Below are 26,078 nucleotides of genomic sequence, written 5' to 3' on the forward strand. Positions count from 1 at the left end.
TATATTGCACTGCGTATGACTCTCACTGTTCTTTTATTCGTATAGCTTACATCTTAGCTGGAGCAGAGACGCCCAGTAGTTTTAAACCATTCTCTAAGACTTGGCGAGTGGCCGATAGTAAAGCCAAGCGAGCTAGCTTTAACGCAGGATCATCAACCAGCACTCGATCTGCGCTATAAAAAGTATGGAAATCACCTGCTAAGTCACGTAAATAAAATGCTAAGGCATGTGGTGCTAAATCTGCAGCTGCATCTGTGAGCATTTCTGGATATTCAGCTAAACGCCGTAACAAATGATCCGAAGCCTTACTTTGCAACAAAGAGAGGTCTGCGGCTTTAAGGTCCGATAGTTGTCCGCCCCATTGGTTCAAAATAGAGCAAATCCGTGCATGCGCATATTGCACATAAAAAACAGGGTTTTCATCATTTTGCTGAAGGGCCAAATCAATATCAAATATGAACTCGGTATCCGCTTTACGAGAAATCAAAAAGAATCGAACAGCATCTCTTCCCCGTTGCAATGCGAGCTCACGCTCACTAGTCGTCATTTCTGGAGTAATGCCACCAGACCACTCCACCAAATCACGCACAGTCACGTAAGATCCTGCGCGCTTAGAAATTTTTACTTCCTCACCGTTACGCATTACCGTCACCATCTTATGCAAGACATAATCTGGGTACGTTTTTGGAATATCCCACTCGCGTTTTTTTGCTACGCCCTGCAATCCTGAGCGCACACGAGCAATAGTGCCATGGTGGTCACTGCCCTGCACATTGATCACCTTCTCAAAGCCACGTTGCCACTTACTGGTGTGGTACGCCACATCAGGCACAAAGTAGGTAAAGCTGCCATCAGACTTGCGCATCACACGGTCTTTATCATCACCATCATCCGTTGTTTTGAGCCAGAGGGCGCCCTCGGATTCATAAGTCTTACCGATACTCTGTAGATCATCCACAATTTGAGCAACACTGCCATCGGTATATAAAGAAGATTCTAAATAGTAGCAATCAAACTTCACGCCAAAAGTTTGTAAATCAATATCTTGCTCATTACGCAAATAAGCTACTGCAAATTCTCGAATTGCCTCAACCTTATTTGCATCTGTTAAGTCATCACGATAAGCTGGTGAGGCTTGATATGCAACGGCAATCTCCGCAATATATTCGCCGTTATAAGCTTGCTCTGGCCAACCCGGATCCGTTGGCTTTAAACCATTTAAACGCGCCTGCACCGAAAGGGCTAGATTTGCGATCTGTACACCTGCATCGTTGTAATAAAACTCACGATGCACATCAACTCCCTGCGTAGACAGTACATTGGCTAGCGCATCACCGAGTGCCGCTTGGCGACCATGGCCAACATGCAATGGCCCCGTTGGATTAGCGGAAACAAACTCAATCATCGCTTTGCTGACTGGAGTGATGCCTGGCATCACCCGCCCAAATGCAGGGCCTGCTGTCAGGATTTCTTGAATCACTGTTGTTTTGGCAGCATTCGTTAGACGAAAATTAATAAATCCTGGGCCAGCGATCTCGCAACTAGTGATAAGGTCGGCATATCCAGCCTGCTGTTGCAAACGCTCAACAATGGCTTGAGCCAACTCTCTTGGATTTAGCTTCCACGCCTTCGATAGCTGAAGTGCAATATTACATGCGACATCGCCATGATCCACTGCCTTAGGGCGCTCCAGGCGGGGTTGGGGTGTATCTGCTAAGTTGCGCTCCTGGGCCAAGCCCTGAAGTACCGCACTGAGCATCTCAATTAAATGATTTTTATTAGTTAACAGCATAGTTCAATGAGTTTATCAGGTGGTAAGCTATGGAAATGATCTATAAATTTCGCTCAAAGGCAGGTCCAGATGTCATCATGCTGGCTGACCTCAGTCAGCGCATATTTGATGTCTTGAATCGCCCACTTGAGTCTAGGGGAATTCTGACAGCAGAGCAGCTACCCTCCCTGATCAGTTTATTAGAAACTGCCATCCTAAAAGACCTGGAAGATCGCGCCCAACAGGATTTAAGAAGCCAAGAGGGCGGCGAGAGGCCAAAACTGGTAGACCGACTAGGCCAACGAGCCTATCCTTTTCTAGAGCTCATGAAACAAGCTAAAGCAAAAGATGAGCCAGTGATGTGGGGCGTTTAGAAAATATCGCGCCGGCATCACCCCTGATTTAATCGATCAAACTCGCCAATTGACGACGAATATCCTGAACATCTTCGCCTCTGCGCTTCGCCATATCTTCAACCTGATCAGCAGAAACCTTGCCCACATTGAAATAACGGGCTTCTGGGTGAGCCAAGTAAAAACCGCTCACACTAGATGCTGGATTCATTGCCATAGACTCGGTTAAGGTCATTCCGATATCTTCGGACCCGATGACGCGCAATAAATCTTGCTTTACCTCATGTGCTGGACAAGCAGGGTAGCCGGGTGCGGGACGTATACCGCGATATTGCTCATCGATCATCTGATCATTAGTCAATAACTCATCCGTTGCATAACCCCATAGATCAGTGCGTACGCGATGGTGCATTAACTCCGCAAACGCTTCAGCCAGACGATCTGCCAAGGCCTTTAACATAATGGCACTATAGTCATCGTGCTTTGCCTGAAACTCTGCAACTTTCTTCTCCACGCCGTGGCCAGTAGTGACTGCAAAGCAACCTAGATAATCCGCAACCCGTGAATCTTTTGGAGCCACATAGTCTGCCAAACATCGATTAGGGCGGCGTACCCCATCGACTATCGGACGCTCACCTTGCTGGCGTAAGTTATGCCATACAAATAGCGGATGCTCACGAGCTTCATCGCTATACAAAACGATGTCGTCGCCGACAGTATTGGCAGGATAGAAAGCAACGACAGCGTCAGCCTGTATCCATTGCCCCTTGATCAGCTTATCTAATAACACCTTGGCATCTTCAAATACCTTACGCGACTCAACCCCAACAATCTCATCGTCCAGAATCGCTGGAAACTTTCCGGCTAAATCCCAAGTTTGAAAGAAAGGAGTCCAGTCAATATATTTTGCGATGTCGCTAAGAGCAAAATTCTTGAAAATACGGCGACCAATAAACTTCGGTTTCTCAGGCACATAATTTGCCCAATCAATTAATTCCCGATTCTTACGTGCAGCCTCCAGAGAAATCGTTGGCGCTGCCTTTTTATTTGCATGTTGTTCACGAATACGAACGTAATCATCTCTCAAATCTTGAACAAACTTCTTTGAGCCTTCATCCGACAGTAGGCTCGATGCCACAGATACAGATCGGGAAGCATCTGGCACATAAACTACTGGACCATCATAGTGTGGGGCAATCTTCACAGCGGTGTGCACACGTGAAGTTGTCGCGCCACCAATCATCAAGGGAATTTGACGCTCACGGAAATAATCATCGCGTTGCATTTCTTGCGCAACATAAGTCATTTCTTCAAGTGAGGGGGTAATCAAACCCGACAAACCAACGATATCCGCCTTCTCTTCTTTAGCGCGCTTTAAGATTTCTGCACAGGGAACCATTACGCCCATATTGGCAACTTCAAAGTTATTACATTGCAGCACCACCGTCACAATATTTTTACCAATATCGTGCACATCGCCCTTAACCGTGGCCATCACAATCTTGCCTTTAGCTTTAGCTTCTCCGCCTGAGGCAATATGTAAGCGCTTTTCTTCTTCGATATAAGGAATCAAAATTGCCACAGCCTGCTTCATGACGCGCGCACTTTTGACAACCTGCGGCAAGAACATCTTTCCCTCGCCAAATAAATCACCAACGACATTCATGCCATCCATGAGTGGGCCTTCGATTACCTCAATTGGCCTACCACCAGAACCCATAATTTGGGCGCGTAACTCTTCTGTATCTTCTTCGATAAAGTTTGTAATGCCATGGACTAGGGCATGAGTCAAACGATCACGTACTGCAGATTCACGCCAAACCAAGTTCTCTACTTGTTTAGCGCCACCGCCTTTAAATTGGTCAGCAATATCGAGTAATCGCTCAGTTGGCGTTTTGCCCTCTTTTTCCTTAAAGCGATTCAGAACAACATCCTCAACCCGCTCTCGCAAATCTGAGTCTAAGTCAGCGTACACCCCGAGTTGACCTGCATTGACAATCCCCATATCCATACCCGCCTGAATGGCGTGATACAGGAACACAGTATGAATAGCCTCACGCACACGATCATTACCGCGGAATGAGAAACTCACATTTGATACACCGCCACTGACTTTGGCACCGGGAAGATTTTCTTTAATCCAGCGCGTAGCATTTATAAAATCTACTGCATAGTTATCGTGCTCTTCAATGCCGGTAGCAATCGCAAAGATGTTGGGATCAAAAATAATATCTTCAGCTGGGAAATCAAGCTCATTAACCAAAATCTCATAACAACGCTGGCAAATTTCGGTCTTGCGCTTAAACGTATCCGCTTGACCTGCCTCATCAAATGCCATGACGACACTAGCAGCGCCGTAACGACGAATTAAGCGCGCCTGCTTTCTGAAAGACTCTTCACCCTCTTTTAGGGAGATAGAATTCACAATCGGCTTACCTTGAACACACTTCAGGCCAGCTTCAATTACGCTCCACTTTGAGGAATCGATCATGATGGGAACCCGTGCAATGTCGGGCTCAGAGGCGATCAGGTTTAAGAAGCGACTCATTGCCGCTTCTGAATCCAACATCGCTTCATCCATATTGATATCAATAATTTGAGCGCCATTTTCGACCTGCTGTCTTGCCACCGCCAAGGCTTCGTCAAATTGATTATTTAAAATCATACGGGAGAAAGCTTTAGATCCGGTGACGTTTGTGCGCTCCCCAATATTGACGAAACGCAAATCCCCTGTGACATTAAATGACTCTAATCCAGAGAGTCTCATTGAAGGTATTGCTGATTTATTTTTTTGATTGCTCATGCTCACGCCTCCACACTCTCACGATAGAAAACGCGGGGCTTACGCTTAGCAACTGCTTGTGCAATCGCACGAATATGATCAGGCGTCGTTCCACAGCATCCACCAACGAGATTAACAAGGCCATCTTTTGCAAATCCATCAACCAAACTTGAAGTAATGTCAGGCGTCTCATCAAAACCGGTGTCACTCATCGGGTTAGGCAAGCCCGCATTTGGATAGCAAGAAACTGCGGCATCGCAGATGCGCGCGAGTTCGGCGATATAAGGGCGCATCAGTGCAGCCCCTAAAGCACAGTTCAATCCAAAAGTCAGCGGCTTGATATGACGTAAGCTATTCCAAAACGCCTCGACTGTTTGGCCAGACAAAATCCGTCCAGAGGCATCCGTTACCGTTCCCGAAATCATGACTGGCAAACGCTCACCTGTTTCCTCAAAGAATTCATCCAAAGCAAATAAAGCGGCTTTTGCATTCAAGGTATCAAAAATAGTTTCAACCAAAAATAAATCGACACCGCCAGCAAACAGTCCTTCGATCTGCTCGCGATATGAAGAACGTAATACATCAAAGGTGACGTTGCGCGCACCTGGATCATTTACATCCGGAGAAATACTGGCCGTCTTCGGTGTAGGCCCAATGGCTCCGGCAGCAAAACGGGGTTTATCGGGTGTACTATATTTTTCACATGCAGCCCGGGCTAATTGAGCAGAAATAATATTCATTTCTCGTGCCAAGCCAGCCATTTTGTAATCCTCTTGAGCTACCGAGGTTGCGCCAAACGTATTGGTTTCAATAATGTCCGCACCAGCATCTAAATACTGCTCATGAATCTTGCTGATAATGTGGGACTGGGTCAGAACCAATAATTCATTATTACCCTTAACATCGCTCGCATGGTCGGCAAAACGTTGACTAATAGGAAGTCCACGATAGTCTGACTCGCTCAACTTATATTGTTGAATCATCGTGCCCATAGCGCCATCCAAAATCAGAATACGCTGCTTTAGAAGCTCAGGAAGTGCCTGGCCACGAGTATAAGACTGGGATAAACCATTAGATTGCATTGCTTGACCGAAATTGTTCTCTAGAATCTCTTATTCTATTGGTAAAAGCTATTTTTATCTCACCCGGAGCCACCTATGTTTGGAACTATTCCCGAATTCAATCAAAGCCTTGAAATGCTTAAAACCATGTGGGGTCAGGGAGCGGCTGGTCAACCAGGTCAGTTTCCCTTCACTACAGATGCCTCTAAGGCTGCTGGGGGCTTTGGTGCTGCGTTCCCCGGCCTAGATACTGATGAGCTAGAGAAGCGTATTAAAGACCTCAAAAGCGTCGAAAATTGGCTCAACCTCAACCTTAATATCCTGAAATCTACTATCCAAGGCCTAGAAGTTCAACATGCCACCATGATGGCACTTAAATCTTTTGGAGATGCTGTTTCGGCTTCGGCAGCTGCAGCCACTGGAACAACTGAAGATTCAGGAGCCAGGGCTACAAAAGCAAGTAGTACAACTAGGCCACGGAAAACCGCAAAACGCCGTCCTCGCAAAGCTGGCGATGCAACACACCTCGACGAAGTAGGTAATTAAGATGGGCGATTGCTTCGCCCATTGCAAACGTCATTTGGTGAATATCGAGCTCTCGCTTAAATAACACTGGGACGATCTCACGAGCTGTTGCCGGCAGGTGACAGGCACCAATGGTCTCTGCCAAGCGGTCATCATGATGGGCTTTCAGCTGCGCGATACGTGGCTTCATTCCTGTAAATGGTTTGCCATGCGATGGCAATACCAAAGTGTCGTCTGGCAAAGGTAGGTATCGATCTAACGAGCTGAGATAGAGACCCAGGGGATCTGCATCCGGATCTGCATCATAGACACTCACGTTTGTAGAAATGCGGGGTAACAACATGTCCCCAGAAATGAGGACACCTAAGGCGCTACAAAATAAAGAGGCATGCTCCGGCGCATGACCAAACCCCATAATGACTTGCCACTCATGGCCACCAATACAGATCTTTTCGTTATCAATAATACGACGATACTGACGCGGAACGCCTGGCACCATATTGCTGTAATAACTAGAGCGCGCCCGAATTTTTTCTAAATCTTCAGGTGCACTTAATCCATGTTTCTGAAAATGATCAGCAGAGCCCCCGCCACCAGCCCTAGCACCTACAGAAGCGCCACCCTCTTTATGACTGAGCCACTGCGCAGTCAAGTAATCCGTCATCGAGATCCACATAGGGACCTGCCATTTTTCACAAAGCCACTGCGCAAGACCAATATGATCTGGATGCATATGGGTCACAATCACCCGCACAATCGGTAAGCCATCTAATTGTGTTGCAAAAATTTGCTCCCAAGCAGCTTGGGTTTCATCATTAGAAATACCGCAGTCCACAATCGTCCAGCCCTCAACCCCTTCAAATACATCGCGCAAGAGCCACAAATTAATATGGTCCAAGGCAAATGGAAGACGCATGCGTAGCCAGCGCACACCAGGTGCCAGCTCTATTGTGCTGCCAATCTCCGGGAGGGCTTCTACTAAGGGATAATGGATTTCAGTATTGACTTGTGAAGATTTATTCATGAGGGATATCTAGCCGTTCTGTTCTTTTTTCTTTCATTTTCAATCTCATCTCTTTTTACTGAAAATATTGTGACAACAACTTCATCGCCCTGCATCAACTGGTGTGATATCGATCCAGCAAATGGTTACTGTTTTGGCTGTTTTCGCACGCTTGCAGAAATTGCTGATTGGTCCAATCTATCCGATTCAGAGAAGCTTGGGGTCTGGGAAACCTTAAAGGTTCGCAAATCCCAAGCCGGCTAGTCCGTTATCGATTTACGTCAACAATGACGCGGCCGCGAACGTTACCCGCCATCAACTCTGAAGCGTATTTGATAGACTCCTCCAGGCTAATTTCATGAGAGATTGCTTCTAAGGTTTGCAGGTCTACCAATGAAGCCAATTGCTCGTAGGCAGCAATTCGTTTTGCGCGCGGTACGGTAACACTGTTAATGCCATACAAGGTTATGCCACGCAAAATAAATGGTGCAACACTCGAGGGAAAATCCATGCCCTGAGCAAGCCCACAGGCCGCGACAGCGCCATCGCTTTTTGTTTGCGCGCAGGCATTAGCCAAAGTATGACTGCCAACGCTATCGACCACCGCAGCCCAACGCTCCTTAGCTAATGGTTTGCCAGGGGCAGACAAGATGGCGCGATCAATCACTTCAGCAACACCCAATTTCCTCAAATAATCTGCCTCCTCCAGGCGACCAGTGCTAGCAACCACGGTGAAGCCTAATTTACTTAAAAGCGTAATGGCAAAACTGCCAACACCACCGGCAGCGCCTGTTACTAAGACCTCGCCATCGCTTGGCTTGAGCCCATGCTTTTGCAATGCCATGACACACAGCATGGCGGTATAACCTGCCGTACCAATAGCCAGAGCTTGCTTTGGTGTAAACCCTTTGGGCAAAGGAATTAGCCAATCTGCTTTTACACGTGCCTGCTGAGCTAAGCCACCCCAGTGACCCTCACCGACGCCCCAGCCATTTAAGAGCACCATATCGCCCACTTTAAAGTCGGGACTACTGCTTTCCATAACCTCACCCGCAAAGTCAATGCCGGGAACCATGGGAAAGCTTCGAACCACCGGACCTTTGCCCGTAATAGCCAAACCATCTTTGTAATTGAGCGTGGAGTACGACACCTTTACCCTGACTTCCCCCTCGGGAAGGCTGGCCTCGTCTACCTGAGCAAGCTCAGTCCGATAACCTTGATCATCCTTATTTACCAAAATAGCTTTAAACATATATTTTCCTTTTAAATGCATCGCAATCTTTGCAACTGACGCCATAACCCTGCAATAGGTTTATTCTTGTGAGCATAGCTAATTATGGGGGTTTCCATGAAAAAAATTCTACTAGTATTAACGATCATTTCCGGCCTAATGCTGACAGGCTGCTACTCAAGCCAAATTAATATGTCTATGGGTAATATGCGCCTCATCAGCTCTAGCGCTTCACCACAAGAGGTCATGGATTTTGCTACTGCTGCCTGCAAGAGCGATTTCTATCAAGGTGCTAGTTTTTTATCCAAAGCAGGCAAGGAATATCGATTTAAGTGTGTAAAGGCTGAAGAAAATGAAATCTTCACGCCTATTCCTGGCACGATGATCCCCGCAGGAGTCCCTGCACCAATCAGCAAATAACTAACCATTACAAATTAAGTCGACATGACCCCATTTACTTCACATGAGCTTCGCAAGGGCTTCTCTTCCTTTGCTACGGGAGTCACTGTTATTACCTGCATCGATGCAGATCAAAACGCCCATGGCATCACAATCAGCTCGTTTAATACAGTATCGCTAGAGCCACCGCTCATTCTGTGGAGCCTGAAGAAGCACTCTCGGCTGATGCCGAATGTAGAAGTAGGTCACATTCAATTAATTCATGTACTAGAGCGCTCTCAGGAGGCAATGGCCATGCACTTTGCCACTGTTAAGGAAAATCAGTTTATCAACATTGCTCACAAAATTGCAGCAAGTGGTCTAACGCAAATCGAAGGTTGCGCCGCTTACTTCGAATGTGAAACGGTTTCTGTTCATACCGGCGGTGACCACAACATTATTGTTGCCAAAGTGCTCAATCTAAAACACTCGCCCGATAGTCAACCGCTTATCTTTGCTCATAGCCAATTCCTCGGGCTTAACTTAGCCGAGCTGAAAACAGTCTAATTTGCTGCAGTTCCAACAATAGGAAACACCATGATGCGTCTATGGGGAAGAAACAGTTCCATTAATGTCCAAAAAGTTCTTTGGTGCCTTGCAGAGCTAGGCCTAAAAGAGGGTGTTGATTTTCAGCGAATTGATGCTGGCCTTCATTTTGGAGTCAACCGTACCCCCGAGTTTCTAAAGATGAATCCTAACGGCTTAGTGCCCACCTTAGAGGATGGTGGTCACGTATTGTGGGAGTCTAATACGATCTTGCGCTATCTCGCACATCAACATGATCAATCAAAGCACTTCTCTACTGATATTACGCAGCAATATCAATCTGAGAAATGGATGGACTGGCAGCTGGGCACTATGTGGCCCGCCTTGCGACCTGTATTTATAGGTCTTACTCGTACACCTGAAGATGAACGTAACTACGGGGCTATTCAAAAAGCCTACGAAGATACAAATCAGTTACTTTCCTTTCTTGATCAGGAGCTAGCTGGTAAAGCATATTGCTCTGGCGATACGTTTCACATTGGCGACATTGTGCTCGCATTATGTGTCAGTCGCTGGATGATGCTCCATGATGCCTTTCCAAATCGAACCGGCCCACGAGCAACGCTACTTAATATCGACGCCTGGATGAAGCGCATCGAATCAGACACGCACTACAGCATTGTGGCTGAAAAGACTCTTAATATTGTGAAGTAAAAACAGTGCATTGTCTTCACCCTTTGGCCGGCTACTGTTGCTTAAATTTTCTCTGATGGTGGTCTGCGCCAATAAATAGATACATCGCAGGTACAACAAAGAGTGTAAATAAAGTGCCTATAGATAGCCCCGTAAAAATGACAATACCCATTGACTGACGACCTGCTGCCCCAGCACCCGAAGCAATAACTAAGGGAACTACACCCAGCACCATTGCTGCAGTAGTCATCAAAATCGGGCGCAGACGCACACTACTCGCCTCCACAATCGCGTCTACCTTACTGCGGCCAGCCTCTTGAAGCTCGTTTGCAAACTCCACAATCAAAATACCGTGCTTACTAATTAATCCCATTAGGGTCACTAAACCGACCTGGGTATAGACATTCAAAGTCGTAAATCCAAGGTTGATAAAAATCAGTGCGCCAAATAAAGCGAGGGGCACTGATACGAGAATCACAATCGGATCACGAAAGCTTTCGAACTGTGCAGCAAGGACTAAAAACACAATCAGAATCGCGAAGAACATCGTCACCAGAAAGCCACCAGACTCGGCCATAAACTGACGCGATGGCCCTGCGTAATCGATCGTGTATCCACTTGGCGCAACTTCTTTTAAGGTTTCCCGCATGAAAGCCAAAAGATCTGCCTGAGAAATAAAAGGTGTACTCACGCCAGAGATAGTCGCGGAGTTTAACTGTTGAAAGTGATTGATCGACTGCGGAACCACTTTTTGCTCAATAGTCGCAATTGTTCGTGCCTGTATCATCTGCCCGCTTGGCGTACGAATGTAGTAATCCAAGATCTGGTCCGGATTAAGACGATCTACCTGCTTTACTTGAGGAATGACCCGATAAGATCGGCCCGCAACAGAGAAGTAGTTCACGAAACCGCCGCCGAGCGCTGCTGACAATGCACTTCCTACTTGTTGCTGAGTCATTCCTAATGCCGCAACTTTTTCACGATCAATCACTAAAACATCTTGGGGTTTATCAATCTTTAAATCAGAATCAACAAAAAAGAAATTGCCGCTTCGACGCGCCTTATCTAATACCGCTTGAGATACCTCATTGAGCAAGGCATATGATTCTGTTGTATTTATGACCACTTGAACTGGAAGTCCCTGTGCGCCTGGCAATGCAGGGAATTGAAACGCAGCTACACGAGCACCAGCAATCGTATTCCACTTATTTTGCATATCTTGCTGGAACTTTGTAGCGTCTCGGCTACGATCACCCCAATCTTTTAGCAACACGCCACCAAAGCTACTTGTCGGACTAGTAATTTGAAACATTTGCTCATACTCAGGTTCTGCGCTTGCTATTTGATAAATCTGATCAGCGTAGGTCTGCATCTGATTGACCGTACTATTGGGCGGCCCAGATGCCTGCATCAAAACAATGCCCTGGTCTTCGGTAGGCGCTAGTTCAGAACGAGCAGTGGCGTAAAGATAGGCTACACCTCCTAAGAGAATGACTCCCATCACAATAATGACCTGCCAGGTATTGAGCAACTCACGTAAGGTAGCTTGATAGCTGTTGTGCACTCGCTCAAAAATACGATCAATCTTTTGTACAAAAGGCGATGATTCTTGTTGCTCAGTAAAAATTTTAGAGCACATCATTGGTGAAAGCGTTAAAGCAATCAACCCAGAAACTGCCACAGCACTAGCCAAAGTAAATGCAAACTCTGTAAACAAGGCACCTGTTAATCCACCCTGAAAACCAATCGGAATATAAACAGCGATCAATACCACCGTCATCGCCAGAATCGGACCACCTAATTCACGTGCGGCAATCAGCGAGGCCTCTAACGGAGACTTTCCTTCCTTCATGTGGCGATCAACGTTTTCCACCACAATAATCGCATCATCAACCACTAAGCCAATAGCAAGAACCAAAGCGAGTAAGGTCAGTAAATTAATCGAGTACCCTAAGATCTGCATTAAGAAAAAAGTACCAATTAAAGAGAGTGGCATTGCAATCACAGGAACAGCTACTGCACGAGCACTACCCAAGAACAAGTAAATCACTACTGTCACAATCAGCAGCGCCTCTAGCAGCGTGGCAACTACCTCATCAATAGAGGTGGTAATAAATTTAGTCGAGTCATAGACTACCTTGCCAGAAACGCCTGTCGGCAACTGCTTCTGAATATCCGGAACCGAAGCCCGAACCCGCTCAGCAACGTCTAATAGGTTGGCCTGTGGTGCGACCTTAATTGCAATAAAGACAGACCGCTTTCCACTAAATGCAACATTCGTGTTGTAGTCCTCAGACCCCATATTGACAGTGGCAACTTGGTCTAAATACACAATGTTGACACCATCTTTTTTAATGACTAATTTTCGGAATTCATCTAGTGTGTGTAGATCGGTGCCGGCGACTAAATCTACCGCGACCATGTCGCCCTTGGTGCTACCTAGCGCTGAAAGATAATTATTTGCAGCCATCGCATTGTAGACGTCATCAGCGGCCACCCCAAGACCAGCCATTTTTTCTCGATCTAACCATGCTCTGAGGGCAAACTTTCTACCCCCGGTAATTTCAGCATTCTGCACGCCATCAATCGAATCTAACTTAGGCTTAACAACGCGAAGTAAATAATCTGTAATTGCATTATTTGGCAAATCATCACTATAAAACCCCATGTACATCGCTGCAGTTGATTGCCCTATTTGTACCGTCAAGACTGACTGCTGGGCCTGTGGTGGTATTTGATTCTTGACCGAGCTAATCTGCGTCTGAATCTGTGTCAACGCTGCATTAGAGTCATAGTTCAGTTTCAGTGTAGCGGTAATTGTAGATAGGCCGCTAACGCTCATTGAAGAGAGGTAATCAATCCCCTGTGACTGAGCAATAGCGGTTTCTAATGGCTGTGTAATAAATCCAGCAATGGTTTCAGGATCAGCGCCATAGTAGGCGGTTGTAATCGTCACAACCGCATTTTGTGTTTGTGGATATTGATTGACTGGAAGAGAGCCCAGTGCCTTCAATCCAAAAACCAAAACGAGTGCACTCACAACCAATGACAACACTGGCCTACGAATAAAAATATCAGTCCAATTCATCTAGGACTTATTCCTGTGGTTGTGGGTTTGGTGAATTACCAGGCTGCACCTGATTATTCACAATGAGTGGCGTGCCATTCTTGAGCTTGAGCTGCCCGCTGGTCACCACCGTAGCGCCCTCATCAAGCCCCTTCAAGATCGCTACTTGGTCACCTCGGGTTAATCCTGTAGTCACAAACACTTGTTGCGCCTCTAACACAGGCTTGCCTTTTTTATCCTTCTTACCCATATCCTTGGCTATAAATACCGTGGAGCCATATGGGTTAAAAGTAATCGCCGTTTGAGGTAAGGTCAAGAACTTCACCTCCTCGCCTAATTTGATATTCACGTTTGCGAACATACCCGGAAGTACTTTTTTATCAGGATTAGCCAGCATCGCTTCAACCTGAATATTCCGCGTATTAGTATCAACTTTTGGACTCACAGCAGTGATCTTGCCAGTAAAGTTGGCACCTTTAAATGCATCAGTAGTCACGACAATTTCCTGACCCACCTGAATTTGGGCGGCAGTACTTTGGGGTAAATTAAAGTCCACAAAAATTGGGTCTAAAGTCTGCAAAGTAAGGAGCTTGTCACCAGGGTTGACATACTGCCCTGGATTCATCATCACAATACCTACACGCCCACTGAAGGGTGCCTTCAAATTCTTTTTGGCAACTAAGGCTTTCTGTTGCTCAACCTGAGCTTGTTTAGATGCCGCATCCGCCTTACTGGTATCGAAGACGTTCTTACTAATCGCCTGAATAGCAAGCTGCTGTCTGTCACGCTCATTAATCACTTTCGCCAAATCAGCCAGCGCTTTTAAGGAATTCAATTGGGCTATATCAGAGGCATCATTTAATTTAATCAAAAGATCGCCTTCCTTTACATCCATACCAGATTTGATGGGTACCGCCTGGACAAGACCACCAATCTCAGTACTCAGGTCTACTCCTCTAAAGGCACGTATATTGCCGACACTAGATAACTGTGGCTGCCACTGACTGCTAGCGACCACGATGGTAGAGACTGCTGCAGGAGGTAAACCCATACCAGCAATAAAATGTTTAATCATGAATGTCTTTAGTTGATTAAAGCCAAAGATCAAACCTAGCAACAAAAATACGCCGCATAACATGATCGTCATACGACGGCGTAGAGGAGTCATTGCCTGCAACTTGGCATACGCCTTGGTTTTCATAAAACGTTCGCGAGGACGTAATTTTTCACCAATATGCATCCATGCTGATTTCGTCTTGCTCCACACCATGCTGAACTTTTCGCGAAGTTGCCACTCTTTAGCCTTTAACAATATCCAGGCCCACAAGGCAGAGATTGCTTGACTGACCTGAGTTTTAATTAGTTCCAGAAGTTTCATTTTGATCTTTGTTCGCTATGTCTTTTGGTTGAAAAGCTGGACCGGTACGATTCCACCAGCCTCCACCTAATGCTGCAAATAATGCTGCGGTATCTGAGAATCGAGTTGCTTGCGCAGAAACCGATTTCACTTTCGCTATTTGATATTGATTTTGATAATAGAGGACTGCTAAGTAACTAGCTGTTCCTAACTTGTACTGCTGCTGTACTAAATCTAAAGTCTCGTAAGCGTAGCGCTCTGCATCAGATGCAGACTTGAGAGCTTGGGCGCCCGTCTCTAAGGCGCGCAATGAATCTGCCACTTCCTGAAAAGCCTTCAGCACCGTTGCCTGGTATTGAAAAACTGCTTGCTCATAATTGGCCATCGCACCACGACGTTGGGCTAACAGTTGCCCACCCTGAAATAAAGGCTGAAAAATGCCGCCTGCAATAGACCAGAGAGCGGCATTTGGTCCAAATAGGGCATTACTTGTCAGTGCCGCTGAACCGATAGCCCCTGTAATATTAAATTGGGGTAATAAGTTTGCTGTAGCAACGCCAACCAAGGCATTCGTTGCTTTTAACTGCGCTTCTGCTGCACGAACATCGGGCCGCTGTCGAACTAGACTAGAAGGCACTGATAGCGGAAGCTTCTCCGGCAACTGTAGCGCTTTTAAATCAAACTTTGTGATGCCTGCATTGCTTGGTAGCTCTCCAACCAAGACTGCCAATTGGTTACGAGCAAAAGCAAGATTACGCTCATAAGTAAATAAATCTACTTGTGAGTTCGATACCAAGGTTCTTTGTGAGGTCACATCCACCCTAGAAACGGTCCCAATCAACAACTGCTGCTCGGTCACCTCAGCTAGATTGGTTTGCGCCTTCAGAATCTCTTCTGTTGCCTGCATTTGCGCGCGGAGAGCGGCCTCGCGCACTGCACCTGTAACAATATTTGCTGTTAAGGACAGGTATGCACCCTCTAGCTGAAACTGAGCAATTTCCGCTTGGGCTCTAGCACCCTCGACTGCACGTCGAGCCCCACCGAATACATCAAGCTTATACGTCACATTAACCGAAGCGTTATAAAGATTATAAGTGTCAGAGCCGTAAGGCAGTCCGTATATTGAGGAGGGCTGAAGCTGCCGAGTGACACCTCCACCTAAACCAATCGCTGGAAAATATTGTCCGCCTACTTGGGCACTAACGTTTTCCTGGCTTGCCCTGAGGGCCGCATCTGCCGCCCCAAGATTGGGATTTTGTTGCAGGGCTTTTTTGATGAGTATGTCCAGCTCAGGGGATTTAAATAACGTCCACCACTGCGCTTCAATATCAGCCCCCTCCATAAACTCCTGATTAGTACCGCCAGGAACTCCAGGCGCTGTAGTTAGCTTTTTAGAAAGAGTGGTTTCGGTATAAGTAGCCGTATTGGGAGCGCTTGGCTGTTTGAAATCAGGGCCAACCGCACATGCAGAAAGGAGTCCTGCCGAAACCAGCAAAGACAAACGCCAAACAAAATCATCTTTTAGACCAAACATGAGCTGTAACAAATATCCTTTTCTATAAGGGTTATTTGAACACACTTTTCTCAATTGGATAAGCTAACACCTTGATTTGAATAATAAAATTGTTCACAAAATAGACCGGAAGTCAAACTCCATTTTTAATCCACTATTTTTTAATTGGCCACCATCCCAAATGCACCGTTATTAAAATCATCTATAGCTTGGCTAATCTCATCTTGAGTATTCATCACAAAAGGGCCATGGCCAACAATAGGCTCATCAATCGGCTCGCCAGTAAGTAAGAGTGCAATGGAGTCTTCTAAAACCTCAATCTCAATTCCCTCACCTGAGCCACTAAACATCAACATCTGAGCATCTTTTGCGACTATGCCTCCACCGGACTGAATGGCTCCTCGTAAAACAACCAAGGAAGTATTCCAGCCCTGAGGAGCATCAATCATGGCATTCCCTTTTTTTAACCGGAGATCAATTACTTGCATTGGCGTAAAAGTACGGGCGGGGCCTACCGCTTCCTGAAATTCACCAGCAATCACCCGCGCTGTGCCTGCGTCACTGCGCAGCCCAACAACCGGGATCTGCTCATTGAAGATGGCTTGATAGTGCGGCGTGGTCATCTTATCTTTTGCTGGCAAATTAACCCAAAGCTGAACCATCTTTAAAACGCCGCCTCGTTTGGCAAAACCACTCGAATGAAACTCCTTGTGCAAAATACCCGCACCAGCAGTCATCCACTGCACATCTCCAGGGCCAATCACGCCACCTTGACCAGTGGAATCTTGATGCTCCACCTCTCCTTCATACACGATAGTAACCGTCTCAAAACCGCGGTGGGGATGCGAACCTACTCCCTTGCGAATAGTTGTTGGAAAGAATTCTGCTGGGCCAGCATAATCAAGCATCAAAAACGGACTCATTTGTTTTCCTAGGTTTTGGTAGAAAAATAAAGTGCGCACCGGAAAACCATCACCTACCCAATGCCCCTGATCGTTGCCTTGAGTACCTATTACCTTTTTCATTTTTTCCTAAGAAGCCCTACCAATGACAAGAGGATCTATTCGACCGTGACGCTTTTAGCGAGATTGCGTGGCTTATCTACATCCGTTCCCAGCATGCATGCCGTGTGATACGCCAATAGCTGTAAAGGAACTACATGCAAAATGGGTGAGAGATTACCGTAATGCTCGGGCAGACGAATCACATGAATCCCCTCATCGCTCACAATATCCGTGTCTTGATCCGCAAAAACATACAGCTTCCCACCGCGAGCCTTAACCTCTTGCATATTTGATTTGAGTTTTTCTAGTAATTCATCTTTGGGCGCCACGGTCACTACAGGCATCTTCTCCGTCACCAATGCAAGCGGACCGTGCTTCAATTCTCCAGCAGGGTAGGCCTCTGCATGGATATATGAAATCTCTTTGAGCTTTAGTGCGCCTTCCAGAGCAATCGGGTAGTGCATGCCACGACCTAAAAATAATGCATTTTCACATTTAACAAACGCATTACTCCAAGCAATAATTTGTGGCTCGAGTGCCAAGACAGCATGCAATGCTTTTGGTAGATGTCGTAATTCGCGCAGTAATTGTTTTTCAGACTCAGGAGTCATTCTTCCAGCACGCTTTGATAATGACACTGCCAATAAATAGAGTGCAACTAGTTGAGTGGTGAATGCCTTAGTTGAGGCAACCCCGATTTCTGTTCCAGCCTTTGTTAAGAAGCTCCATTTAGTCTCCCGCACCATCGCACTACTACCAACGTTACAAATCGATAGGGTATAGGAGTGCCCTAATGCCTTGGCATGACGTAATGCAGCCAAAGTATCCGCTGTTTCACCAGACTGAGAAACCACAACAATAAGCGTTTTTACATTAGGAACTGAGGTGCGATAACGATATTCACTGGCAACTTCAACTTGCGTCGGAATGCCAGCGATGTCTTCGAGCCAATATTTTGCAACACAAGCAGAGTAATAGCTCGTACCGCAAGCCAAGATCAAAATTTGATCAAACTGATTCCACTCGCTTACATCAGCGTGAAAGAGCTCCGGCCCAAAACTGGAGATATTAGCAAGCGTGTCTCCAATCGCCCGAGGCTGCTCAAAAATCTCTTTTTGCATGTAGTGCTGATAAGGGCCTAAGTCGACTGACTCTGATTGTGGCGGCATTGGCTTTTGCTCTCTTTGAGCAATCTGACCGGCATGATCAATAATCTGAATGGATTCTGCCTTCAAAATAGCGACATCTCCCTCCTCTAGATACATCATCGAATGGGCTCTACCAGCAAGAGCTAGCGCATCAGAAGCTAAAAAATGCTCCTTATCACCTAAGGCCACCACAAGGGGTGAACCGGCCCGTGCGCCAATTAATGTTTTGGGATTGTCTTGGGCAATAACACCAATTGCATATGCGCCATGTAGCTTGGGCAACACTGCTCTGACAGCGAGCTCTAAATCTTGTTGGCCCTGAGCCACATATTGTTGATGCACTAAATGAGCAATGACTTCTGTATCTGTTTCTGAGGTGAAAACGTATTCCGCAGCCTTTAATTGAGCACGCAGAATTTCATAATTCTCAATAATACCGTTGTGAACTACTGCAATCAAACCATTCGAAATATGTGGATGCGCATTCTGAGTATCGGGCTTGCCATGGGTTGCCCAACGGGTATGGGCAATACCCAATGTCCCATGAAAATCTTTGCCTTGCTCAGCTAACTCGGCGACACGGGCTGTCGTCCTCGCCCTTTTAATCGGGTGATGAACATCGGCATCGTCAATGACTGCAAAACCGCAGGAGTCATAACCACGATATTCCAGACGTCGCAGCCCCTCAACCAATACATCAACAATATTACGATGAGATACAGCGCCAACAATGCCGCACATTATTTTTTAACCTTAGTCAGTTTTACAGTAGGATTTTTAATCGCCAGCTTCTTTACTACTTTTTGGCCTTGCTTTACAGGGCGCTGCCACTCTATCGAAATTTGCTTTGCGCGTGATACCGTTAGCTGATGGGGCGGCGCATCTTTAGTTAAGGTTGTTCCGGCGCCTAATGTAGCACCGCGTCCAACTCTCACAGGGGCCACGAGCTGTGTATCAGAGCCAATGAAAACATCATCCTCAATGATGGTTTGATGCTTATTGACACCATCATAGTTACAGGTAATGGTTCCCGCTCCAATGTTGACTCTAGAGCCCACAATCGAATCGCCCACGTACGCTAAATGATTGGCTTTGCTGTTTGCTGCGATCTTGCTATTCTTAACCTCAACAAAGTTTCCTATATGTACATCATTAGCCAGATCCGCACCTGGCCTCAAACGAGCATAAGGACCAATCAATGAATGTGCGCCTACTTGAGCGCCATCAATATGACTAAAGGCATGAATAGACACTGCCTGACCAATACTACTGTTTCGAATGATGCAATAAGGACCAATCTTGGCGCCCGATCCCAACGTCACCTGACCTTCAAATACGCAGCCCACATCAATAGATACATCGATACCGCAATCAAGTGTTCCCCGCACATCAATCCGAGCTGGGTCAGCTAGCGATACACCGCCATCCATTAATTGCAGCGCGATGTTTTGCTGATGAACTCGCTCTAAGGCAGCTAACTGTTCACGGCTATTAACGCCAACGGTTTCATATTCAGCAGCCGCTTGAGCAGTCCGAATCGGAACACCATCTTTTACTGCCATCGCAATCACATCCGTTAAGTAGTATTCACCTTGCGCATTACTTGAACGCAAGGCTTTTAACCATCTCTTGAGAGAGCCCGTTGGCAGAACCATGATGCCGGTATTAATTTCTTGGATACCCTTCTGCTCAGGCGTCGCATCTTTTTCTTCCACGATCTCTTTTACTGAGCCATCAGCATCACGCACAATACGGCCATAGCCTGTTGGATCACTAAGATTCTGCGTCAGTAGTGCCAAAGCACTATCTTGGCCACGCACGCCATCTGCCAGGGCCACTAATTTAGCAAGTGTATTTGCACTAGTCAGCGGTACATCGCCATACAGAATCAAAGTAGGTTCATGTAGATCTAACTTAGGCAAGGCTTGCAGCAAGGCATGGCCCGTACCCTTTTGCTCTGCTTGTAGAGCAGTACTAATTTTGCTGAAGCTAGGGTCCTGCTGACTGATATTCTGGAGGAATGCTTTAACGTCTGTCGCTCCATGACCGATTACGACGATAGGAGCAGTTTTGGTATTTTTACCGAGTAGGGCTAAAGCAGTTTTGAGAACATGCTGGAGAAGCGGCTTCCCAGCCAAGATTTGAAGAACCTTGGGTAAGGCAGACTTCATCCGCTTTCCCTGCCCAGCAGCCAAAATGACGATGTTCATAAAGCAATATTATAAGACCCCTGAATGATCGTTCCACAGGCTATTTCGTCGATTTCTGCCTCATCTATCGCTTTATCCCCCAAAGACCTGGCGGCAATACCTGACAGCTCAGTCGAAATCTCTAGATTTTTGAAATCAAATGCTTCACCATCCATCAAATGAGAAGGAACAATGTGGTGCATCGAGCGGAATAGGTTTTCAACGCGGCCCGGGTACTTTTTCTCCCAGTCTCGCAACATGTCTTTCATTGCTCCACGCTGCAGGTTAGGCTGACTGCCGCATAAATTACAGGGAATGATTGGAAAGCTCATATCCACTGAGTAACGCTCAAGCAATTTCTCAGGGACATATGCCAGCGGTCGGATCACGATATGCTTTCCATCATCTGAGCGCAATTTTGGCGGCATCCCTTTTAGTTTTCCTGCAAAAAACATGTTGAGCATTAAAGTTTCTAAAATATCGTCGCGATGATGGCCTAATGCAATCTTCGTTGCTCCTAGCTCATCAGCAACACGATATAGAATGCCTCGACGCAAACGCGAACACAGTCCACAGGTTGTCTTACCTTCAGGTATTACGCGTTTCACTATGCTATAGGTATCTTGATTCTCAATATGAAATGGTACGCCTAATGCTGTTAAATAATTCGGCAAAATATCTTCAGGAAAATCTGGTTGTTTCTGATCAAGGTTGACGGCCACAATCTCAAAATTAATCGGGGCGCGCTCTCGTAACTTTAATAAAATGTCGAGCATGGCATAGCTATCTTTGCCACCCGAAACGCAGACCATCACTTTGTCGCCATCTTCAATCATGCCAAAGTCACCAATCGCTTGGCCCACTAAACGGCAAAGTTTTTTCTCAAGCTTATTTTCTTCAAGCACAACTTTGCGAATATCACCCATCGTCCCTGAATTCTTGTCTAGCACCTTACTCAAACCTTCTTCATTCGAAACACCTCAACCCCAACGGAATGGCAATCAAGATAGACATCCGGCTTAGCTGTACTGACCCTAGCGGCAATGACTTTAGGGTGCATTAGCATGGCAGCTACGATCTCATCGCAGAAAGTTTCCTGAAGCTGTATATGCCCATGTGAGGACAACTCCCTGATGGTTTCACGCATAAAGTCATAGTCCACAACCTCATCCAATTCATCGTTAGAGGGCGTATTGAGATTAAGCGGAATATATAAATCAACATTTAGAATAACGCGCTGCTCACCCTGCTTCTCAAATTCATGAACACCAATATTGATGTTAATTTCATAGTCACGCAAAAATAAGCGCCGGCATTCCATGAGTGCTGGATGAAAAGTAATATCTTGCATGAGTTTCCTGCTGTTAATCTTGATTAGTTTTAAACATCACATCGCGTGAAGAAGGGGCTAGATGCTGCCCACCGTCTACATACAAAGTGGTACCTGTGATCGCAGTAGAGCCTGCTAAAAATAAAGCAGCCTTCGTAATATCGCTTGGCGTGGAAGACTTACCTAGTGGCGTCATCGTATGCGCTTTAGCAAAACCGTCCTCTGTCTGATCACCAGACAATAAAGTAATTCCAGGCGCTAAACCCACTACTCTTAAGTGGGGTGCAAAATCAAAAGCTAGGATCTCTACCGATTGAAGCAGTGCCACTTTTGAAAGCGTATAAGACAAATGATCTGGATTTAAATTGATCAACTTTTGATCCAGCAACTGGATCACAGAAGGAACTACGGCCCCTGGAGTATCTTGCGTCCTCAAGACATTCTTCTGATATTCAAACATGCGCTGGGATAATAGAATGGGCGCAGTTAGATTGACCTGCATATGATTTTGCAAATTTTTAGCCGTTAGCGGCACATCCGAATTAGCGCGATCATATTCAAAAAGCGAAGCGCTGTTAACTAGGCACTGTAGATTGGAAAATGCGGCGACTACCGAACTGAAGAGCTGATTCACCTCATCCTCTTGAGCAAGATTTGCCTTGAAAGCTGCAGCCTTGCATCCCAATGCCTGAATTTCCGCAACAGTAGCTTGTGCCTGAGCCTCAGAATGGCCGTAATGAACGGCCACATCCCAGCCTTGGCGTGCGAATTCCATGGCAATATCTTGACCAAGACGCTTGGCTGCGCCAGTTACTAACACTGCCTTATTTTGTTGCATAGGGGTATTTGAACTCAAGTTCACTGAAATTCTCTTAGACTAGTGAGCTATGGATATTACCTTGACCAGCCTTGAAGCAGCTCATACAGAGCTACTCAAGCAGAAAATAATCTCTGAAATCCACTCAGAGGGCGGCAGAATAGCCTTTTCTAAATATATGGAAATGGCTTTATATGAGCCAGGAATGGGCTATTACAGCGCTGGTGCACATAAATTAGGGGTAGGTGGCGATTTCACTACCGCTCCTGAGCTAAGCCCCTTATTTGGAGCCGCTGTTGTTGCCAGTCTCCTGCCCGTCCTGGAGGCCCTCAAAGCACGGGGCCTTCCCACCCAAATCCTCGAATTTGGCGCAGGGACTGGCAAGCTAGCTCAGTCGATTCTCACGCGCTTGAGTGATCTCGACTTCCAGTTAGATCAATACAACATCCTTGAGATCTCGCCTGACCTTGCCCAGCGGCAAGCAGTGTGCCTGAAAACAAGCTGCGAAAGCCTTGGCCTGCAAACGAAATGCAATTGGCTTAGCAAGCTTCCCATTGACTTCAAGGGAATCATGCTCGCCAATGAAGTCATCGATGCGATTCCTTGTGAGGCCATTATTTATCAACATGGCTTTTGGCATTGGCATGACGTTGTACTTACAAATGGAAAGCTAGGCTGGCAAGTCGGCAAACCAATCGAGCAGTCCTTGCTACCCGAAACATTAGTTACCGACACCTTTTCTGAGGGCTACGTTACCGAGCTACACCTTCAAGCAAATGGATGGATGAAACAAGTTGCAGAACAACTGCATACCGGTCTCTTCCTCACTTTTGACTACGGATTTCCGGAAAGTGAGTACTACCATGCACAGCGGCTAGAGGGCACGTTAATGGGGCACCATCGACATCATGCAATTCAAGATCCTTTTTACCTTCCTGGTTTATGTGACTTAACTACGCACGTGGAATGGTTACAGATTGCGCATAGTGCACTAGAAGGTAATGCCGATGATGTCTTTCTCAACAACCAGGCGTCTTACTTACTCGATGCAGGGATTGGCGATATTGCCTTGGCAGTAGGTGATCCTAGTAATCCAGCAACCTTTTTACCGATTTCTAATGCATTACAAAAACTTTTATCTGAAGCAGAAATGGGCGAATTATTTAAGGTCTTTGCATTTTCTAAGAATTTGAATGCCTTGCTACCGAAGCACCAATTAGAAGACTTACCAGGACTACGCGGCAGAAACCGACTTTAACTTTTCAATACAACAGTAATTACCGTTAATCTTGCGACTTCAATCGCGCCGCGAATACATTCACCGTTAGCTCGATCTTTGGGCGAAATAGTGGCAATCACTTCTGCTGTGTTCAGTAATTGCGTTTGCTCCAAAGCATTAATTAGCTCGATGACATTAAAGTCCATTTTTTTTGCCAGCTTCAGAAGCGCCCTAGCCCTTGAAGGCTTACGCCAGGCATCAGCACGATTAAACCAGCCCAATACGTCGACAGCCTCATACACACGATTGATTGAGTCCTTAGTCTTGGTGACTAATTTCATCAATTCACTAAAGATGGTACTGTAATCACGCACTTCATTAGGCATGCGCACACACTCCGCCCACGTATAAATGTCCTGACTCGATAAATACATCAAAATAACAGCGCAGCGGTCTTCTAAGTTGCTATCAACAACATTTAAATACGTAGTCCAGGCTTCACGAGTCTCTTCTTGAGTGAGTTGAACGGTCAATGATTTTGGCAACAGGAAGCTTGCTGCCCCCGTATCAAGTAATACCTGGAACATACGCATAGGTTTTTCAGCAGTGAGGCCTCTAGCTAACTCCTGCCAAATTCTTTCAGCCGATAGTGCAGCCAATTCATTTGAACTGACGATTGCTTGTAGGGCCCGCATGGTCTCTGCTGCGATTGTGAATTCTGGAAAGCGCGCTGCAAATCGGGCAATCCGCAATAACCTGAGAGGATCTTCTGCAAACGCATCCGATACATGACGAAATACTTTGGCCGCTAAATCTGCCTGGCCATTACAGGGATCCAAAATCGGACCTATTAAATTACCGCCTTCACCAACTTCTTGAGCCATCGCATTAATGGTGAGATCACGCCGTTGTAAGTCTTGGTCTAGGGTAACGCTAGAGTCTGCGTAAAACGTAAAGCCTTTGTAGCCTGTACCCGTCTTTCGTTCTGTTCTTGCCAGAGCGTACTCCGCCTGAGTTTCTGGATGCAAGAAAACTGGAAAGTCCTTTCCTACGGGACGATAGCCCTGAGCAATCATCTCCTCAACGGTAGCACCAACCACGACATAATCGATATCGTGCACCGGCAAACCCATTAAGGTATCCCGTATAGCGCCGCCGACTGCGTAGACCTTCATTTGCTTATTTCATCCCCTCAAGGGTACGTCGACTAATGTTAAAGACATCAGGCAAGGCATCAACTCCACTCATTGGCAAAATATTAGGTACCTGCATAGAGGCAATATTGTCACGGGACATTAGGGTGGGTACTGGTAGATACTCAAATGCTAAGGCCTGCAAATACCCAATAAAATCTGGGACAGGAATTACAGCACACTTAGTCTGTGCCCTGCGCGCCGAAAACTCTACGATTTCTTTCATGGAATAAACCGTTGGCCCCACCAAGTCATATGACTGATGAATGGTCGCTGGCATAGTAAGCGACTTCGTAAAAGCCATCGCTACATCATCCACACTCACAGGCTGGAACTGAGCAGAGGCATTGGCCAAAGGCATGGCTGGAAATAACTTCGTCAATTTTGCAAACAGGTTGATAAATTGATCTTGGGCACCAAAGACAACGGAGGGCCTAAAAATAGTCCAATCGAGCTTGCTAGCTTTTACCACTGCCTCGCCATCTCCCTTGCTGCGCTGATACATCGAAAGGCCATTTGAATCTGCGCCCAAGGCACTCATCTGCAGAAGTCGCTTCAACCCGTTCATTTGCATTGCAGTCACTATATTCTGAACAAGCTCAACATGCGCCGCTTTAAAGACTGGTCCGTAAGGAGCTGCGGGCTTGTCATGCAATACGCCAACTAAATTAATGACAGCAGCCTGTGGCTTCATACGCGAGCAAAGCGATTGCAGAGTATCAAAGTCATGAACATCAGCATCTTCTAAATGCACCTTAGGCAACATGCGTAATTCGCGGGCAGATGCAAGGTGCCTTGTAGGAATCAATACTGAATATCCTACCGCCTGCAATTGAGCAGCTAGAACTCGTCCTACAAAACCATTGCCGCCGATTAATAGAATGTCATATTTCATAAA

General features: G+C 46.3%; 22 protein-coding genes and 1 pseudogene. 7 read left to right on the forward strand and 16 right to left on the reverse strand.

What is annotated here, in order from left to right; translation table 11 throughout:
- Nucleotides 1-46: 46 nt before the first annotated feature.
- Nucleotides 47-1,792 carry an arginine--tRNA ligase gene (argS, locus tag B0G85_RS07590; protein ID WP_100379842.1) on the reverse strand — a complete coding sequence of 582 codons (1,746 nt, stop codon included), beginning with the start codon at nucleotides 1,790-1,792 and terminating at the stop codon, nucleotides 47-49.
- Nucleotides 1,793-1,827: 35 nt separating this feature from the next.
- On the opposite strand from argS, the gene B0G85_RS07595 reads away from it, so the two are divergent.
- Nucleotides 1,828-2,145: a DUF1840 domain-containing protein gene (locus B0G85_RS07595; RefSeq protein ID WP_100379951.1), complete on the forward strand. Its 318-nt coding sequence runs from the start codon at nucleotides 1,828-1,830 to the stop codon at nucleotides 2,143-2,145.
- A gap of 28 nt (nucleotides 2,146-2,173) precedes the next feature.
- Here B0G85_RS07595 and metH read toward each other — a convergent pair whose 3' ends face one another.
- Together metH and B0G85_RS07605 are read right to left on the reverse strand one after the other, a co-directional pair.
- Nucleotides 2,174-4,927, reverse strand: coding sequence for a methionine synthase (gene metH, locus B0G85_RS07600; protein WP_100379843.1), 2,754 nt, complete (start codon nucleotides 4,925-4,927; stop codon nucleotides 2,174-2,176).
- A gap of 2 nt (nucleotides 4,928-4,929) precedes the next feature.
- Nucleotides 4,930-5,988 (reverse strand): homocysteine S-methyltransferase family protein, encoded by a 1,059-nt coding sequence (locus B0G85_RS07605; RefSeq protein ID WP_100379844.1) that lies wholly within the window; start codon nucleotides 5,986-5,988, stop codon nucleotides 4,930-4,932.
- Between the two features lie 75 nt (nucleotides 5,989-6,063).
- Between B0G85_RS07605 and B0G85_RS07610 the strand changes: the two genes are divergently transcribed.
- On the forward strand, nucleotides 6,064-6,513 hold the full coding sequence (locus B0G85_RS07610; RefSeq protein ID WP_100379845.1) for a PhaM family polyhydroxyalkanoate granule multifunctional regulatory protein: 450 nt from the start codon (nucleotides 6,064-6,066) through the stop codon (nucleotides 6,511-6,513).
- Here the strand turns inward: B0G85_RS07610 and B0G85_RS07615 are convergent.
- Entirely contained in the window at nucleotides 6,437-7,516 is a 1,080-nt protein-coding gene (locus tag B0G85_RS07615; RefSeq protein ID WP_100379846.1) for an MBL fold metallo-hydrolase, read from the reverse strand. The genes B0G85_RS07610 and B0G85_RS07615 overlap by 77 nt on opposite strands.
- 69 nt (nucleotides 7,517-7,585) lie before the next feature.
- Between B0G85_RS07615 and B0G85_RS07620 the strand changes: the two genes are divergently transcribed.
- Nucleotides 7,586-7,759 carry a DUF1289 domain-containing protein gene (locus B0G85_RS07620; RefSeq protein ID WP_100379847.1) on the forward strand — a complete coding sequence of 58 codons (174 nt, stop codon included), beginning with the start codon at nucleotides 7,586-7,588 and terminating at the stop codon, nucleotides 7,757-7,759.
- Nucleotides 7,760-7,763: 4 nt separating this feature from the next.
- Here the strand turns inward: B0G85_RS07620 and acuI are convergent, their stop codons facing one another.
- Nucleotides 7,764-8,747, reverse strand: a complete 984-nt coding sequence (gene acuI, locus B0G85_RS07625) for an acrylyl-CoA reductase (NADPH) (RefSeq protein WP_100379952.1) — start codon at nucleotides 8,745-8,747, stop codon at nucleotides 7,764-7,766.
- Nucleotides 8,748-8,843: 96 nt separating this feature from the next.
- Here acuI and B0G85_RS07630 point away from each other — a divergent pair, with 96 nt between their 5' ends.
- From B0G85_RS07630 to B0G85_RS07640, 3 genes are read left to right on the forward strand one after another with little or no spacing between them, the layout of a single operon-like run.
- The gene (locus B0G85_RS07630; protein ID WP_100379848.1) at nucleotides 8,844-9,146 is read left to right on the forward strand and encodes a hypothetical protein; all 303 of its coding nucleotides are present in this window, start codon (nucleotides 8,844-8,846) and stop codon (nucleotides 9,144-9,146) included.
- 24 nt (nucleotides 9,147-9,170) lie between these two features.
- Complete coding sequence (locus tag B0G85_RS07635) at nucleotides 9,171-9,671, forward strand: flavin reductase family protein (protein ID WP_100379849.1); 501 nt, start codon at nucleotides 9,171-9,173, stop codon at nucleotides 9,669-9,671.
- A 30-nt stretch (nucleotides 9,672-9,701) separates the two neighbouring features.
- Nucleotides 9,702-10,364, forward strand: coding sequence for a glutathione S-transferase family protein (locus B0G85_RS07640; RefSeq protein WP_100379850.1), 663 nt, complete (start codon nucleotides 9,702-9,704; stop codon nucleotides 10,362-10,364).
- 31 nt (nucleotides 10,365-10,395) lie between these two features.
- Here the strand turns inward: B0G85_RS07640 and B0G85_RS07645 are convergent, their stop codons facing one another.
- The 9 genes from B0G85_RS07645 to B0G85_RS07685 form a co-directional block, all read right to left on the reverse strand.
- Complete coding sequence (locus B0G85_RS07645) at nucleotides 10,396-13,431, reverse strand: efflux RND transporter permease subunit (RefSeq protein WP_100379851.1); 3,036 nt, start codon at nucleotides 13,429-13,431, stop codon at nucleotides 10,396-10,398.
- A gap of 7 nt (nucleotides 13,432-13,438) precedes the next feature.
- Nucleotides 13,439-14,578 carry an efflux RND transporter periplasmic adaptor subunit gene (locus B0G85_RS07650; protein ID WP_100379953.1) on the reverse strand — a complete coding sequence of 380 codons (1,140 nt, stop codon included), beginning with the start codon at nucleotides 14,576-14,578 and terminating at the stop codon, nucleotides 13,439-13,441.
- 187 nt (nucleotides 14,579-14,765) lie between these two features.
- Nucleotides 14,766-16,301, reverse strand: coding sequence for an efflux transporter outer membrane subunit (locus tag B0G85_RS07655; protein ID WP_100379852.1), 1,536 nt, complete (start codon nucleotides 16,299-16,301; stop codon nucleotides 14,766-14,768).
- A gap of 140 nt (nucleotides 16,302-16,441) precedes the next feature.
- A complete protein-coding gene (locus tag B0G85_RS07660; protein WP_100379853.1) occupies nucleotides 16,442-17,305 on the reverse strand; it encodes a pirin family protein in 864 nt (287 codons plus the stop codon).
- Between the two features lie 35 nt (nucleotides 17,306-17,340).
- A complete protein-coding gene (gene glmS / locus B0G85_RS07665) occupies nucleotides 17,341-19,173 on the reverse strand; it encodes a glutamine--fructose-6-phosphate transaminase (isomerizing) (protein ID WP_100379854.1) in 1,833 nt (610 codons plus the stop codon).
- The gene (glmU, locus tag B0G85_RS07670; RefSeq protein ID WP_100379855.1) at nucleotides 19,173-20,642 is read right to left on the reverse strand and encodes a bifunctional UDP-N-acetylglucosamine diphosphorylase/glucosamine-1-phosphate N-acetyltransferase GlmU; all 1,470 of its coding nucleotides are present in this window, start codon (nucleotides 20,640-20,642) and stop codon (nucleotides 19,173-19,175) included. Before glmU ends, glmS begins: the two co-directional genes overlap by 1 nt.
- Complete coding sequence (gene ttcA, locus B0G85_RS07675; protein WP_100379856.1) at nucleotides 20,639-21,547, reverse strand: tRNA 2-thiocytidine(32) synthetase TtcA; 909 nt, start codon at nucleotides 21,545-21,547, stop codon at nucleotides 20,639-20,641. The genes glmU and ttcA overlap by 4 nt, the downstream gene beginning before the upstream one ends.
- Before the next feature lie 29 nt (nucleotides 21,548-21,576).
- The gene (locus tag B0G85_RS07680) at nucleotides 21,577-21,972 is read right to left on the reverse strand and encodes a dihydroneopterin aldolase (protein ID WP_100379857.1); all 396 of its coding nucleotides are present in this window, start codon (nucleotides 21,970-21,972) and stop codon (nucleotides 21,577-21,579) included.
- Nucleotides 21,973-21,985: 13 nt separating this feature from the next.
- A complete protein-coding gene (locus tag B0G85_RS07685) occupies nucleotides 21,986-22,789 on the reverse strand; it encodes an SDR family oxidoreductase (protein WP_198508755.1) in 804 nt (267 codons plus the stop codon).
- A gap of 49 nt (nucleotides 22,790-22,838) precedes the next feature.
- Between B0G85_RS07685 and B0G85_RS07690 the strand changes: the two genes are divergently transcribed.
- Nucleotides 22,839-24,026, forward strand: coding sequence for a class I SAM-dependent methyltransferase (locus tag B0G85_RS07690; RefSeq protein ID WP_100379859.1), 1,188 nt, complete (start codon nucleotides 22,839-22,841; stop codon nucleotides 24,024-24,026).
- 497 nt (nucleotides 24,027-24,523) lie between these two features.
- On the opposite strand, the pseudogene B0G85_RS10415 reads toward B0G85_RS07690, so the two are convergent.
- A pseudogene (locus tag B0G85_RS10415) lies at nucleotides 24,524-25,162 on the reverse strand (tRNA nucleotidyltransferase/poly(A) polymerase-related protein); the annotation flags it as partial.
- A gap of 4 nt (nucleotides 25,163-25,166) precedes the next feature.
- Nucleotides 25,167-26,075 (reverse strand): complex I NDUFA9 subunit family protein, encoded by a 909-nt coding sequence (locus B0G85_RS07700; protein ID WP_100379861.1) that lies wholly within the window; start codon nucleotides 26,073-26,075, stop codon nucleotides 25,167-25,169.
- Nucleotides 26,076-26,078 lie beyond the last annotated feature (3 nt).

Source organism: Polynucleobacter brandtiae, assembly GCF_002797575.1.
Classification (GTDB): domain Bacteria; phylum Pseudomonadota; class Gammaproteobacteria; order Burkholderiales; family Burkholderiaceae; genus Polynucleobacter; species Polynucleobacter brandtiae.

Bases quoted from the DNA above. Each gene is read 5' to 3' on its own strand.
- B0G85_RS07650 (WP_100379953.1), bottom strand. From the start codon at position 14,578: ATGACTCCTCTACGCCGTCGTATGACGATCATGTTATGCGGCGTATTT.
- B0G85_RS07615 (WP_100379846.1), bottom strand. From the start codon at position 7,516: ATGAATAAATCTTCACAAGTCAATACTGAAATCCATTATCCCTTAGTA.
- B0G85_RS07605 (WP_100379844.1), bottom strand. From the start codon at position 5,988: ATGCAATCTAATGGTTTATCCCAGTCTTATACTCGTGGCCAGGCACTT.
- B0G85_RS07685 (WP_198508755.1), bottom strand. From the start codon at position 22,789: ATGCAACAAAATAAGGCAGTGTTAGTAACTGGCGCAGCCAAGCGTCTT.
- B0G85_RS07610 (WP_100379845.1), top strand. From the start codon at position 6,064: ATGTTTGGAACTATTCCCGAATTCAATCAAAGCCTTGAAATGCTTAAA.
- argS (WP_100379842.1), bottom strand. From the start codon at position 1,792: ATGCTGTTAACTAATAAAAATCATTTAATTGAGATGCTCAGTGCGGTA.
- ttcA (WP_100379856.1), bottom strand. From the start codon at position 21,547: ATGGGTGATATTCGCAAAGTTGTGCTTGAAGAAAATAAGCTTGAGAAA.
- B0G85_RS07655 (WP_100379852.1), bottom strand. From the start codon at position 16,301: ATGTTTGGTCTAAAAGATGATTTTGTTTGGCGTTTGTCTTTGCTGGTT.
- glmU (WP_100379855.1), bottom strand. From the start codon at position 20,642: ATGAACATCGTCATTTTGGCTGCTGGGCAGGGAAAGCGGATGAAGTCT.
- B0G85_RS07700 (WP_100379861.1), bottom strand. From the start codon at position 26,075: ATGAAATATGACATTCTATTAATCGGCGGCAATGGTTTTGTAGGACGA.
- B0G85_RS07680 (WP_100379857.1), bottom strand. From the start codon at position 21,972: ATGCAAGATATTACTTTTCATCCAGCACTCATGGAATGCCGGCGCTTA.
- metH (WP_100379843.1), bottom strand. From the start codon at position 4,927: ATGAGCAATCAAAAAAATAAATCAGCAATACCTTCAATGAGACTCTCT.
- glmS (WP_100379854.1), bottom strand. From the start codon at position 19,173: ATGTGCGGCATTGTTGGCGCTGTATCTCATCGTAATATTGTTGATGTA.
- B0G85_RS07630 (WP_100379848.1), top strand. From the start codon at position 8,844: ATGAAAAAAATTCTACTAGTATTAACGATCATTTCCGGCCTAATGCTG.
- acuI (WP_100379952.1), bottom strand. From the start codon at position 8,747: ATGTTTAAAGCTATTTTGGTAAATAAGGATGATCAAGGTTATCGGACT.
- B0G85_RS07640 (WP_100379850.1), top strand. From the start codon at position 9,702: ATGATGCGTCTATGGGGAAGAAACAGTTCCATTAATGTCCAAAAAGTT.
- B0G85_RS07645 (WP_100379851.1), bottom strand. From the start codon at position 13,431: ATGAATTGGACTGATATTTTTATTCGTAGGCCAGTGTTGTCATTGGTT.
- B0G85_RS07595 (WP_100379951.1), top strand. From the start codon at position 1,828: ATGATCTATAAATTTCGCTCAAAGGCAGGTCCAGATGTCATCATGCTG.
- B0G85_RS07635 (WP_100379849.1), top strand. From the start codon at position 9,171: ATGACCCCATTTACTTCACATGAGCTTCGCAAGGGCTTCTCTTCCTTT.
- B0G85_RS07690 (WP_100379859.1), top strand. From the start codon at position 22,839: ATGGATATTACCTTGACCAGCCTTGAAGCAGCTCATACAGAGCTACTC.
- B0G85_RS07660 (WP_100379853.1), bottom strand. From the start codon at position 17,305: ATGAAAAAGGTAATAGGTACTCAAGGCAACGATCAGGGGCATTGGGTA.